The organism is Anaeromassilibacillus sp. Marseille-P3371, assembly GCF_900169665.1.
Taxonomy (GTDB): domain Bacteria; phylum Bacillota; class Clostridia; order Oscillospirales; family Acutalibacteraceae; genus Anaeromassilibacillus.
The window spans coordinates 2,213,657-2,226,900 of record NZ_LT835157.1 but is presented as its reverse complement, the minus strand read 5'-3'; the positions used below and the strand labels follow the sequence as shown (position 1 = coordinate 2,226,900).

Genomic DNA, 13,244 nt, shown 5'->3' with positions numbered 1-13,244 from the left:
CAAGAATATTGTCAATAAAAGTTGAAAAGATAGCAGTATGAATTATATGGATAATTTATAGTGGAATTTGTGGGGAAAAAATGGCCACATCGTAGGAATGATACATAAATTTTTCCTTTTTCCGCATACTATACCGATCAAAAAATCGGGAGGCGGGATAATTGAAAAAGGAGACTCTTTCCTCTATCTATGAGGAGAATCGGGCCGTTCTGGATGACCGGCTCCGGCTGTCGGAGAGCTTTGACCTGATTGGAAGAGAAATTCGTATAGCAGATAAAAAAGCTGTGCTCTATTTTATCGATGGCTTTGCCAAAGATGATATTCTAGAAAAATTGATGGAATATCTTATGTCCTTGAAACCAGAGGATTTAAAGGATATTCAAACAACACAGGATTTCGCGGATACGTTTATCCCGTATGTAGAGGTTGATTGTGAAGATCAATGCGACAAAATAGCAACAGGAGTACTCTCCGGGACAATTTGCCTTTTGGTACAGGGGTTTGACCGGGCGATGATGATTGACGCTCGAACGTATCCAACGAGAGGGGTGAGCGAACCCGACGACGACCGCGTTTTACGGGGCTCTCGGGATGGTTTTGTAGAGACGTTGGTCCATAATACCGCTCTGATTCGCCGCCGGATCCGAGACCCAGATCTGACAATGGAGATTTTGCAGCTTGGCGCAAAATCAAAAACTGATATTGTTGTTTGCTACATGGCAAGCGCTGTCGAACCGAAAATGCTGGATGTGGTGCGTAAGAAGCTGGAGAAGGTTCGAATCCATGCGTTGACAATGAACCAGGAGAGTTTGGCAGAATGCTTAATCAAGCCGAAATGGTATAATCCATTTCCAAAGGTCCGCTATTCGGAACGTCCCGATGCAGTGGCAGCAAGTGTATTGGAGGGAAGTATTGCAATTCTGGTAGATAATTCTCCCTCGGTAATGATTCTGCCAACCTCGATTTTTGACTTTGTACAGGATACCAACGACTATTATTTTCCGCCATTAATCGGGACGTATTTACGAACGGTACGGATGTTGGTATTCCTATTGACTTTAATTCTGACACCGACGTGGTATTTATTGATGATAAATCCACAGTGGATTCCATCTTGGTTGGAATTTATTCAAATTGAGGAGCCCAATCAGGTGCCGATTCTCGCACAACTGTTGTTGATTGAATTCATTATTGACGGGTTAAAACTGGCGTCACTGAATACCCCCAGTGTGTTGAGCAATTCTTTCAGCGTTGTGGGGGCGCTCATATTGGGAGATTTTGCAGTACAGGCCAAGTGGTTTGTGCCAGAGGTTGTACTCTTTATGGCATTTGTTGCAATTGCAAACTTTACCCAACCGAGCTTTGAACTGGGGTATGCCTTTAAGCTGTTTCGCGTAGTGATTTTGGTATTGACTGCGCTGTTCAACATTTGGGGATATATTGCAGGTTTACTTTTGATGCTGCTCATTTTGATTTGTAGCAAAACGATATCGGGCAGGGGGTATTTATACCCGTTGCTTCCATTTAATGCCCAGGCGCTTTCCCGCTTACTTGTCCGCAGGAGAATCAACAATCGTAATACGTGAATAAAGCAGAAAAAGCGCGGCCAATCGGCCGCGCTTAAAAGAAAGGAGGGCATGAAGTAAAATGGTTTTGAATCCTACTATATAGAAACCTCTGAGAAATTCCAGTCACCTGTCGCGCATATGACGGATTTCAGAAGAGGAATAGCAATTGGTCTGCCGAGTCTATGGGCCGGTATTCCGTCCTTTTCCATAGACTGTAACAGCTTTTTTCAATGTCTATAGTATACGGGTTGATTGTGTACGGCGTTTGAATGAAGTGCGAAACCTACGTTAAGAATCATGGACGAACTGTGAATAAATGGAGAAATATCGCAATTGTTGTTCTGTTTTTTTCCATCGATTGCGAAATAAAGGACAAAAAAGTAGCCGCCCCAGCTGGTTTAGCTGGAACGGCTATGCCCGCAAAGAGAAAGGGCACTCTCATTATAACCGTCTTATAGACCGCTCTGCAATGGTAATTTCTGGGAGATGACAGACAAGTATTATCATGAGAGGCACCCTGTTGGGGTTCTTGCGGTTACGGTGTGTCACCCAAACGAACAACTGTTAAGGCGCTGTCAGTAAAAGTGAAGCCGGCATTCTCAGGAACCATCTGTATGGTTGTTGGAGCATTCGTCACCCGGGATGGTACATTGAAGGAAATCGTGGAGACCTCTCTGGAGGTAGTAAAGGTGTGGCTGGCAATCGCGCCTGCAACCGGCGCGCCTCCTTGGAACAAATGGACTGCAACAGACGCTGGAATGAATCCCCTGCGTTGGCAAGAAACTGTGGAATGGAATGACGCTTGATAGATACCGGGTTGATTGCCCCCACATCTGTAGAACCTGCTGTACGCGTAATGGCATTGCCGGTGACAAGTGGAGTCGCATTGAACGTAAAGGCACTCCCAGCTGTAGTAGTTTGGTTGGTGTTATCGACAGTGGCGAGGACGTCCGGAGTCCCACGCATTCCAGATTCTCCACGTGGGATTACAAAATCAAATACAGCATTTTCGAGGGTTACAGAGTTGGTTACTGAAACATTTGTTCTGAAATTGCCGGTAGTTACGGAGCCAACATTAATAGTTGCCGCTGTACCGGTTGGGCCGGTTGCTCCTGTTGCTCCGTATATTTATGCCAAATACGATTTTAGATCCCACTTTCTCATAGAAAGAGACGGACGATTATCGTTAAAATATAAATCTTAATAACCATTTTTAATTATGTAAAAGCCACTCGCATTTTGCGAGTGGCTTTTTTGCAGCAAACAGGGAAATAGCCGTCGTAGAGAGGAGGCTGCTTTTTCCATCTTAATAGAACCTTAATGTCCATACGCCGTTCTTTACGCCATGAAAAGGCGATGTGTGCTATGATAAGATCGTAATATGGAACATTAGGATCTGAAATAAGGTGATGTAAATGGAAGAACAACGCCGGAATCCACAACAGTTTTTACGTACAATTCACGCGCAAGAGGATCGGAAGAAGCGTGGAAGATTGAAAATCTTTTTTGGCTATGCGGCCGGCGTAGGAAAGACCTATGCGATGTTAAAAGAAGCACGCAAGGCAAAAAAAGAGGGAAAGGATGTAGTGGTGGGATATGTAGAGCGCCACATAAGGCCGGATACGCTGGCTTTGTTGGATGGCTTAGAGCAGATCCCATGTAAAGAGATCGTTTATAAGGGCGTTGCTTTAAAAGAATTCGATTTGGATGCCGCTCTGGTGCGGAAGCCTCAGTTGATTTTAGTCGATGAGTTAGCTCATAGTAACGCAGCAGGATGCCGGCATGCCAAGCGTTATCAGGACGTGGAGGAACTTTTGCGGGCGGGGATTGACGTTTATACAACCGTCAATGTTCAGCATTTGGAGTCCCTAAATGACCTGGTTGCTTCTATTACGGGAATTGCTGTGGCAGAGCGTATCCCAGACCGTATTTTTGATTCGGCCGATCAAGTCAAATTGGTGGACATCGAACCAGCCGATTTGATCGTTCGCTTGCAGGCAGGAAAGGTCTATCGGGAAGGGCAGGCGCAGCGCGCACTCAATAATTTTTTTACTGAAGAAAATTTGACGGCGTTGCGCGAAATTGCCCTTCGCCGCACGGCGGATCGTTTGAATCGAACAGCCCAAAAGACGGGCAATGAAGCAGCAGCAAGAGCAGGAGAACATATTTTGATCTGCCTTTCCAGTGCTCCTTCGAATGCAAAGGTGATTCGAACTGCTGCTCGTATGGCTGAGGCATTTCACAGTGGTTTTACTGCATTATTTGTAGAGACTCCAGAAACAAAGGAACTAAAGGGCGACAACTTGAAACGGTTGCGTGACAATCTTCGTCTTGCAGAACAGATGGGAGCGCAAATTGCAACCGTTTACGGAGACGATCCGGCGGTTCAAATAGCAGAATATGCCAAAGTAAGCGGTGTTACCAAAATTGTTTTAGGGCGCACCAGCCGTCCCCGCGCCTTTTTACTTCGTGGAAGCAGCCTGGCCGACAAGCTAACAAATTTGGCAGGTGGCAACATCGATATTTATATTATTCCGGATACCCAGTCGATCTATAAACGAAAATTGTCTTTTCATCGCAGTACGGAACCTTGGTTCAGTTGGAAGGATCTTTTAAAAACCCTGATGGTTGTCGTATTGGCTACAGGAATCAGTTTTGCGTTTTTTGCTGCAGGTTTACGGGATGCCAACATCATTATTATTTACCTATTGGGCGTCCTTATCACTGCGATCTGGACACGCGGGCATTTTTATGGAGCATTGGCCTCTTTGCTGAGTGTGGTTGCGTTCAACTACTTTTTTACAATACCGCGCTTTACCTTACAAGCGACAGACCCGGATTATCCGATCACATTTCTTATTATGCTAATTGCCAGCGTCATTTCTAGCACCTTGGCCACTCGTGTCAAAAAGCAGGCTAGGCAGTCCGCACAAAAAGCGTATTATACCGAACTACTGATGAGTTGTAGCCAAAAGTTGCAGCAGGGGAAGGATGAGCAGGAGATTATCAAATTGGCAGCACAACAGTTAAGTATCCTGTTGGAACGCCCTATTTTATACGCGCTGAACAAAGGGGAAGATGCACTGCAATTTGAAGTGACGCCGATTGAACAAGCAAAGGAGCTTATGACTTCTATGACTGCGGAGGAACGCGCGGTTGCCGATTGGGTAGTTAAGAACAATAAACGTGCTGGCGCGACGACCTCAACCCTGTCGCAAGCGCAAAACCTCTATCTGGCAGTTCGTGGTATTCAAGGCGTCATGGGCGTGGTAGGGATTCCTTCCAAGTATTATCCAACGTTAGAAATGTTTGAAAAGAATCTTATTATCGCCATTTTGAACGAATGTGGGTTAATCTTGGAGCGCAGACGTTTCCGAGAGGAAAAGCAGACCATCGAGATGGAAACACAGCAGGAACGTTTGCGCTCGAATTTACTCCGGGCAATTTCGCATGATCTGCGAACTCCTTTGACCAGCATCAGTGGAAATGCCGGTGTTCTCATGGAAAAAAGCATCGTCCTGGAGGAAGAGAAAAAACAGGAGCTTTACCGCTCCATTTACGACGATTCCATGTGGTTAGTGAATCTTACGGAGAACTTGCTCTCGATCACCCGCATTGAAAATGGTACCATGCATCTGCAAATGAACGCTGAACTTTTGGATGATGTTTTCCGAGAAGCGCTCTCTCACCTCGACCGTCAAGCAAAAGATCATCAGATTTCAGTGGAGCTTCCCGACGATCTGCTTATGGCTAAGATGGATGTACGTCTCATAATACAGGTGATTATCAATATCGTAAACAATGCGATCAAATATACGCCGGTTGGCTCGCACATTGTGCTGCGGGCAGAAAAGCAGGAATCCATGGTGGCCGTTAGCATTTCGGACGATGGGCCGGGTATCTCAGATAAAGCAAAGGTTCATCTGTTTGATATGTTCTACACGGCAAGCCAGGGAAAATCGGACAGCCGGCGTGGCCTGGGATTGGGCCTGAATTTATGCCGTTCAATTGTCACTGCGCATGGGGGAACGATTTCTGTTCGAGACAATATGCCGCATGGCGCAGTGTTTACCTTTACATTACCCTTGGAAGAGGTGGAGATGCACAATGTATAAACCGAAAATTTTGGTGGTTGAGGATGATCCTGCAATCAATAATTTGATACGTACCACATTAGAAACGCAGGAGTACCAGTACCATACTGCACAGAATGGGTCTGGGGCACTGATGGAGGTACTCTCCTACAAACCGGATGTAGTAATTTTAGACTTGGGGCTTCCAGATATGGATGGTGTGAGCATCATAGAGAAGATTCGCAGTTGGAGCAGTATTCCGATTATTGTGGTGAGTGCACGCACAGAGGATCAGGACAAGGTGGAGGCCCTGGATGCTGGGGCGGATGACTACCTCACAAAGCCATTTAGCATTGACGAATTCCTTGCGCGGCTTCGGGCCGCGCTGCGCCGTAGCCATGCAGAACGGACAAAAACCGAAGAGGAAAATAGTGTGTATATCAATGGAGACCTGAAAATTGATTTTACTGCGGGCTGTGTCTATATGAACGATGCAGAAATTCATTTGACTCCCATTGAATACAAATTGTTGTGCCTGTTGGCGCATAACACTGGCAAGGTGCTTACGCACAATTATATCCTTCAAGAAGTTTGGGGGAATACATTGGCGTCAGATGTTCCGTCTCTGCGGGTGTTCATGGCGACGCTTCGCAAAAAGGTCGAAAAGAACCCTTCGGCTCCGAAATATATTCAGACTCATATCGGCGTCGGGTATCGAATGATCCGGCAATAGTAAAAAAGATCTTCTGTTTCTCCAAACAGAAGATTTTTTATGTACATGTTTTCATTTTCTTAATGGATTCTTAACATCAAATACAAAACGTTAAGAGCATATTCACAGGAAATCTGCTAAAATGAAGTCCGTAAAAGAGATGAAAAAAGGGGGAAATTGAGAATGCTTGATTTAGCAATGTTGGCGATACTAGCTGTTAGCTTTGGACTAGTCGGCCTATTAATCCATTGGTGTCATAAACAGGTAGATACGCTCGAATGAAGGAGGAAGTATTATGATAATACTTGGAGCTATTGTGTTGCTAATGGGTGTCTATCTGGTCTATGCATTGGTACACCCGGAAAAATTCTAAAGCTTACAGGAGGACATCATTATGCTGCAGCTCGCATTGACGATTCTCATTTATTTGATAATCGTCATTCCGGTGGGTATTTATGTTTACCACATTGCGGCCGGAAAACATACATTTGCTGATCCTGTATTTAACCGCATTGACGGTGCAATCTACAAGGTCAGCGGAATCAATCCGCAAAAAGGCATGAATTGGAAAGTCTATGCGATCGCTCTGCTCGGGACGAACGCAGTGATGGTTCTGATTGGGTATATTATCTTACGAATTCAGAGCATTGGCTTTTTCAACCCGAATGGAATCGGGAACATGGAAGAAACCCTTTCGTTCAATACGATCATCAGCTTTATGACGAACACCAACCTCCAACACTATTCGGGTGAGTCGGGGCTTTCCTATCTCTCTCAGATGTTGGTCATCACATTTATGATGTTCGTTTCGGCTGCAACCGGTTATGCTGCTTGTATCGCGTTTATCCGCGGCCTTGCAGGAAAGACCAAGGACAATGTCGGCAATTTCTTTGTGGACCTTGTTCGCATTACCACCCGTGTGTTGCTTCCGTTTTCAATTGTTGGCGGCCTTCTGTTGGTCTGGCAGGGTGTTCCGCAGAACTTCAGCGGCAATGTAGTGGTAGATACCATTGAAGGAGCGAAGCAGGTCATCGCAATGGGACCGGTTGCCGCTCTGGAAATCATTAAACACCTTGGTACAAATGGTGGTGGATTCATCGGTGCAAACTCGACCACCCCAATTGAGAACCCGACGATCATCTCCAACTTGATCGAACTTTACTCCATGATGTTGTTGCCGGGCGCATGCGTTATCACCTTTGGCAAGATGGTCAGAGACCGCAAGCGTGTGCTGGCACAGGAAAATGGAGAGGCTTTGGAAGCTCAAAAAGGAAAGTCCCGCAAGAGCTTTACCGTATGGATGTATGGCCGCGAAGGAAGAACCATCTTTGCTGCGATGGGCATTATCTTCCTGATTGGTTTGAGTGTTTGCTTCTGGGCAGAAACACAGGGAAACCCGGCGCTTGCGGATGTCGGCTTAAGCCAGTCCATGGGTAGCATGGAAGGTAAGGAAGTTCGGTTTGGTATTGCACAATCTGCAATGTTTACGACAACAACGACTTCCTTTACAACTGGTACAGTCAACAACATGCATGATACCTTGACTCCGTTGGGTGGTATGATCCCTCTGCTCCACATGATGTTGAACGTCGTGTTTGGCGGCAAAGGCGTCGGCCTGATGAATATGATTATGTACGCCATCCTCGCTGTGTTTATCTGCGGCTTGATGATTGGACGTACACCAGAATACCTCGGTAAAAAGATCGAAGGGCGTGAGATGAAGCTCACAGCACTGTGCATCATCATCCACCCGTTCCTAATCCTCATGTTCTCTGCAATTGCCGTTGGAACACCTGCCGGCTTGGAGGGGCTTACCAATCCTAGCTTCCACGGTTTGTCTCAGGTGCTGTATGAATACGCATCCTCTGCGGCAAACAATGGTTCCGGTTTTGAAGGCTTGGCAGATAACACTGCATTCTGGAATATCACCGCTGGACTTGCCATGTTCTTTGGCCGTTATCTGTCCATTGTGATTCAGTTGGCGATTGCCGGTTCTCTGATGAAGAAGCGTTTTGTCAATGAATCGGTCGGTACATTACACACCGATACTCTTTCGTTTGCTGTGATCCTTGTTGCGGTGGTTTACATTTTCGCTGCATTGACCTTCTTCCCGGTACTGGCTCTCGGCCCGATTGCGGAACATCTCACCCTCTGGGCGTAAGGAGGAACTACTGAAATGAGTAAAAAACATAATCAAAAGCTGATTACACCCGAAATTGTGCGTCAGGCTGTGATTGGTTCCTTTGTAAAACTGAATCCGCGCTATATGATGAAGAATCCTGTGATGTTCGTCGTAGAAGTCGGCTTCTTTATTACATTGATCCTTTCCATTTTTCCGAGCCTGTTTGGCGATCAGGCGGCAAGTAATCTGCGTACTTATAATATCATTGTTTCAATCATTCTCTTCATCACGGTTCTGTTTGCAAACTTTGCAGAGTCTGTGGCGGAAGGCCGTGGTAAGGCGCAGGCAGCTAGCTTGAAGAAAACCCAGAAAGAAACACAGGCTCGCCTGTTAAAAGAGGACGGTTCGGAACAGATCGTTCTTTCCAATGAACTGAAAAAGGGCGATATCGTTATGGTCTCCGCAGGAGAAATTATCCCCGGCGATGGCGAGGTCATCGAGGGAATTGCTTCTGTAGATGAGTCTGCAATTACTGGCGAATCCGCTCCTGTGGTACGTGAATCCGGCGGCGACTTCTGCTCGGTTACAGGTGGTACGACCATTGTTTCAGACTGGCTGAAAATCCGCATCACTTCGGAACCAGGCAACAGCTTCCTGGATCGTATGATTGCACTTGTAGAAGGCGCTTCTCGTAAGAAAACGCCGAACGAGATTGCATTGAATACCTTGTTGGTTTCCCTGACCATTATTTTCATGATCGTAATTGTCACGTTGTATCCGATCGGCATCTACTCCGGGGTACAGTTGCAGACCTCTACACTGATTGCCTTGGCTGTTTGCTTGATTCCGACCACCATCGGCGGTCTGCTGTCCGCCATTGGCATCGCTGGTATGGACCGTGTGACTCGTTTCAACGTCATCGCTATGTCCGGTAAGGCAGTTGAAGCCTGCGGCGACGTAGACACGATGATTCTGGATAAGACTGGTACGATCACCTATGGCAACCGTCTGGCTGCTGACTTCTTCCCGGTGGGCGGCGCCAACCGCAGCGATCTGGTTCGTTGTGCAGCTTTGACCAGCTTGCATGACACAACGCCGGAAGGAAAATCGACTCTGGAACTTGCCCGCCGGATGGGGGACAACAGTACAGAGACAGAGGGCTCTAATTTCATCGAATTTACGGCACAGACCCGTATGAGCGGTGTGGATCTTCCGAATGGAACAAAGATCCGCAAAGGTGCGGCAGAAGCGATTGAAGAGTATGTAAAAGCCCAAGGGGGCAAAATCCCGGCAGATCTTCATGAGCAGGTCAACAAGATTTCCAGTTTGGGCGGTACGCCTTTGACGGTGTGTGAAAATGATCGTATCCTGGGCGTGATCTACCTCAAGGATACTGTAAAGCCCGGTATGGTAGAGCGTTTTGAACGCCTGCGTGCCATTGGTATTAAGACCATTATGTGTACGGGCGATAACCCATTGACAGCAGCCACCATTGCAAAAGAGGCTGGCGTAGATGGTTTTATTGCAGAGTGCAAGCCAGAAGATAAGATCGATGTGATTAAGAAGGAACAGGCAGAGGGCAAGATTGTGGCTATGACCGGTGACGGTACGAACGATGCCCCGGCTCTGGCACAGGCAAATGTGGGCCTGGCAATGAACAGTGGTACAACTGCTGCAAAGGAAGCGGCAAACATGGTCGATTTGGACTCTGACCCGACGAAGATCCTCGAGGTTGTCGAAATTGGCAAGCAGCTCTTGATTACCCGCGGTAGCCTGACGACCTTCTCTATTGCAAACGACATTGCAAAATATTTTGCAATTATCCCGGCAATGTTCATGCTTGCCATCCCGCAAATGAATGTCCTGAATATCATGGATCTGGCAACACCCTACAGTGCAATTTTGTCGGCTTTGATTTTTAACGCAATCATTATTCCTTGCCTCATTCCTCTTGCCATGAAGGGTGTCAAATACCGCCCGATGTCATCTGGAAAGCTGTTGGCAAGAAATATGATGATCTACGGCGTAGGCGGTGTGATTACTCCGTTCATTGGCATCAAGATTATCGATATGCTCATCCATCCGCTGCTTACCCTCATTGGACTGTAAGGAGGACGTTACGATATGAAAGACTCTGTAAAAGATTTTCTACACGGTACCAAGCAGGCTGTTCTTGTGACGATCGTCCTGTTACTGCTTTGCGGATTTTTGTTCCCGGTGGTTCTGTCCGGTCTTTCTTCGGTATTCTTCCCACATCAGGCGGGCGGTAGCATGATCACAGTCAATGGTCAGGCAGTTGGCGCTGAAAATGTTGGGCAAGAGTTTACCCAGGATTATTATTTGTGGAGCCGTCCTTCGGCATATCACTACAATGTGTATGTAGAGGACGAAGATGGGAATCAATACTATAATGATGGAACAGAGTTCCCCGGAATTGGTTCTGGTTCAAACAACTATGCTCCTTCCAATCCGGCTTTGGCAGAAAGAGTGGAGGCAGACATCGCAACATTCTTGGAAAAGAATCCGGATGTGAAGCGCGAAGACATTCCGACCGATCTTCTAACGGCTTCTGGTTCTGGCTTGGACCCGCATATCTCGCCGGAATCAGCCGAGATTCAGATTCCGAGAATTGTTGAAGCCTCCGGCTTAAGTGAAGAGCAGATTCGTGAAATCATCGCAAACCACACAAGTGGAAAGGTATTGGGCATCTTTGGAGAGAACACCGTGAATGTTTTGAAGGTAAATCTCGACATTGCCCAGGCCATGGGACTGTTGACTGTGGATGCGGAATAATTGAGACGGTTGAGGTGATTGATCTTGCTGCACCCATATCAAGAGGCATCCCGTATACAAATATCGCTTCCAAGAGTTCCCCAAGGAAATACACCGGGTCAGGAACTTCTCTCCTTGTTCAGCAGTGTGAATAGTTGGCTGGGAGAGGTTCCTGTGGTCCACGGTTCCCTGCAAGGAAAAACCATCTATGTGCTTTATCAAAACGTTGTATTTTACATCGAGGATTTTTGGGAGTCATTTGGTTTGAATATGGCCGCAATTCATCGAGCTTGGCCAGTCTGTGTCTTTGGAACGGCTAAAAATCAGGAAACGGTTCGGCTATCGACCGAAGTGGAGGATGGTTCTGTTCAATTTATACAACAGAGTATTTCGGGAAGAAGTACAGATAGCCTAGTGACACTTTGTTTCCAAATTGAGTGCCCAGAGGAAGAGACAACAAAAAGTTTGTGCCATCTTTTGACAGCGATGAATTGGCATACGGATATTGCAGCAATGGCTTGGACGGATGTCGACTTCCTGAGAGCCCAAGATCTGATTTTAGATCCAAATGCTCGAGGACTATTCTGTTATGTAGGAGCAGACCCGGATGCCACCCACAGCGATTGCCTGTTATCTCTGAGCTTTGCGCAGAGAATCGCAGTGTGGAATGCTTTTCTGCGGGATGGATTTGAGCCGATTGAGTTCGATTGGCTCGCGGATGAAATCTCCGAGAACTCTATTAGCGATCGTATGGAATGGGAGTTGGCCCTTCGTGAGGCCATGGAGCAATTGCATTTTCGGGTTGTCAATCAGGAAAAGTCCTTTGAGCTGTTTGATGGAGCGGGGCGCAGGCTTTATTTTGGAGCCGATTGCCGCCGAGCTGCAGAACGTGCATTGATCAAGATCCTATTTCCTCTCAATTACCAATAAAATTTGATTTCTTCCTATTTCACGCTTTGCCTTGAAATAGATCGATCGAAAGCCTAGCATCTGCTAGGCTTTTTGTTTTTTTGGATACTGTTGAAAAGTGCAAGGAGGTGTTGCAACTGCTCTTTTGGCGTTTCTCTGTCATTTGCCAAGACAACATAACACACAAATTGAAAGGGTACTAGATGCTTACAATTGCTTATCGTGAGCTCGGAAAATTCCATAAGAATTATTATAATGATCAATTCAAAGTTTGATGGGACTTTGACGTTTCAAAGAACCTGGTTCAGTTTGGCTCTTTTTGAAAGGGATATGTAGGAAATCTGGCAACAATCATTCCAGGACAAACGCCGCCCAAGTAGAGGACAAGGACGGCGTCTTCCATTCAGAAACGAAAAAGAAAAAATCTTTTCGGTTCCTCAGTTACCTTTATATTTTATTGGAATTTGAAACTATCATAAAAAGCGAAGGAATGATTTTTCACTTGCGACCGTTGCTTTTGTTTTCCATACTATGACAATTGGACAACGACAAGGCTTGCACCCGTACCGCCCTGTAAAACAGCTGCACCCAAAAGTCCGAATAATTGTAGCTGTAAGGTATCCCCTGCATTCAGGTTTGCAACCTGTGAGTTTGCAAAGCCGCTTACAGCAACTGCTGGTGCAACAGTACTTCCCGGCAGGGCTGTACCATTACGCAGAATCCGTGAAGAGAGCAATAGGGAGGCTGTGGTTTTAACTGAATAGGATATAAGGTAGTTTCCTGTTGCGGGTACGGTAAAGGTAGTATTTGCGGCATTGGCAGTAAAGGTATTTAAAACCTGTTCGTTGGGAAGGGGAACCGGTGTACCAGCCAGTACAACGGCAATGGTGGATCCAGTCGTATTAAGGGTGCTCATGTTATTAGCTGTGACAGTTGTTCCGGTAGGTCCGGTCGCACCCGTGGCACCTGTGGCGCCGGAAGGTCCAGTTGGTCCAGTCGGCCCCGTAGCGCCAGTTACGCCGGTCGCGCCGGAAGGCCCGGTTGGCCCAGTCGGCCCCGTAGCGCCAGTTACGCCGGTCGCGCCGGAA

The 13,244-nt window shown here is 46.7% G+C and carries 10 protein-coding genes; 9 read left to right on the top strand and 1 reads right to left on the bottom strand.

Annotated elements, in window-relative coordinates; all coding sequences use genetic code 11:
• Positions 1–161 precede the first annotated feature (161 nt).
• The 9 genes from B9Y59_RS09250 to B9Y59_RS09210 all read left to right on the top strand — a co-directional run bounded on the left by B9Y59_RS09250 (position 162) and on the right by B9Y59_RS09210 (position 12,177).
• A complete protein-coding gene (locus B9Y59_RS09250; protein WP_085533075.1) occupies positions 162–1,586 on the top strand; it encodes a spore germination protein in 1,425 nt (474 codons plus the stop codon).
• A 596-nt stretch (positions 1,587–2,182) separates the two neighbouring features.
• A complete protein-coding gene (locus tag B9Y59_RS09245) occupies positions 2,183–2,374 on the top strand; it encodes a hypothetical protein (protein ID WP_054324307.1) in 192 nt (63 codons plus the stop codon).
• Between the two features lie 609 nt (positions 2,375–2,983).
• Positions 2,984–5,683 (top strand): sensor histidine kinase, encoded by a 2,700-nt coding sequence (locus B9Y59_RS09240; protein ID WP_054324308.1) that lies wholly within the window; start codon positions 2,984–2,986, stop codon positions 5,681–5,683.
• Positions 5,676–6,374, top strand: a complete 699-nt coding sequence (locus B9Y59_RS09235) for a response regulator (protein ID WP_054324309.1) — start codon at positions 5,676–5,678, stop codon at positions 6,372–6,374. Before B9Y59_RS09240 ends, B9Y59_RS09235 begins: the two co-directional genes overlap by 8 nt.
• A 274-nt stretch (positions 6,375–6,648) precedes the next feature.
• Positions 6,649–6,726: a K(+)-transporting ATPase subunit F gene (kdpF, locus tag B9Y59_RS16780; RefSeq protein ID WP_082402225.1), complete on the top strand. Its 78-nt coding sequence runs from the start codon at positions 6,649–6,651 to the stop codon at positions 6,724–6,726.
• 21 nt (positions 6,727–6,747) lie between these two features.
• On the top strand, positions 6,748–8,514 hold the full coding sequence (locus B9Y59_RS09225; protein ID WP_085533073.1) for a potassium-transporting ATPase subunit KdpA: 1,767 nt from the start codon (positions 6,748–6,750) through the stop codon (positions 8,512–8,514).
• Positions 8,515–8,529: 15 nt separating this feature from the next.
• Positions 8,530–10,584: a potassium-transporting ATPase subunit KdpB gene (gene kdpB / locus B9Y59_RS09220; protein ID WP_054324310.1), complete on the top strand. Its 2,055-nt coding sequence runs from the start codon at positions 8,530–8,532 to the stop codon at positions 10,582–10,584.
• A 15-nt stretch (positions 10,585–10,599) separates the two neighbouring features.
• Entirely contained in the window at positions 10,600–11,268 is a 669-nt protein-coding gene (gene kdpC / locus B9Y59_RS09215; protein WP_054324311.1) for a potassium-transporting ATPase subunit KdpC, read from the top strand.
• A gap of 24 nt (positions 11,269–11,292) precedes the next feature.
• The gene (locus B9Y59_RS09210) at positions 11,293–12,177 is read left to right on the top strand and encodes a hypothetical protein (RefSeq protein ID WP_143255280.1); all 885 of its coding nucleotides are present in this window, start codon (positions 11,293–11,295) and stop codon (positions 12,175–12,177) included.
• A 508-nt stretch (positions 12,178–12,685) separates the two neighbouring features.
• Here the strand turns inward: B9Y59_RS09210 and B9Y59_RS09205 are convergent.
• A partial coding sequence (locus B9Y59_RS09205) for a BclA C-terminal domain-containing protein (protein ID WP_442856153.1) occupies positions 12,686–13,244 on the bottom strand: 559 nt, incomplete at its 5' end.

Coding starts and splice junctions, on each gene's coding strand:
- B9Y59_RS09235 (WP_054324309.1), top strand. CDS start 5,676: ATGTATAAACCGAAAATTTTGGTGGTTGAGGATGATCCTGCAATCAAT.
- kdpF (WP_082402225.1), top strand. CDS start 6,649: ATGATAATACTTGGAGCTATTGTGTTGCTAATGGGTGTCTATCTGGTC.
- B9Y59_RS09240 (WP_054324308.1), top strand. CDS start 2,984: ATGGAAGAACAACGCCGGAATCCACAACAGTTTTTACGTACAATTCAC.
- B9Y59_RS09245 (WP_054324307.1), top strand. CDS start 2,183: ATGGTTGTTGGAGCATTCGTCACCCGGGATGGTACATTGAAGGAAATC.
- kdpC (WP_054324311.1), top strand. CDS start 10,600: ATGAAAGACTCTGTAAAAGATTTTCTACACGGTACCAAGCAGGCTGTT.
- B9Y59_RS09225 (WP_085533073.1), top strand. CDS start 6,748: ATGCTGCAGCTCGCATTGACGATTCTCATTTATTTGATAATCGTCATT.
- kdpB (WP_054324310.1), top strand. CDS start 8,530: ATGAGTAAAAAACATAATCAAAAGCTGATTACACCCGAAATTGTGCGT.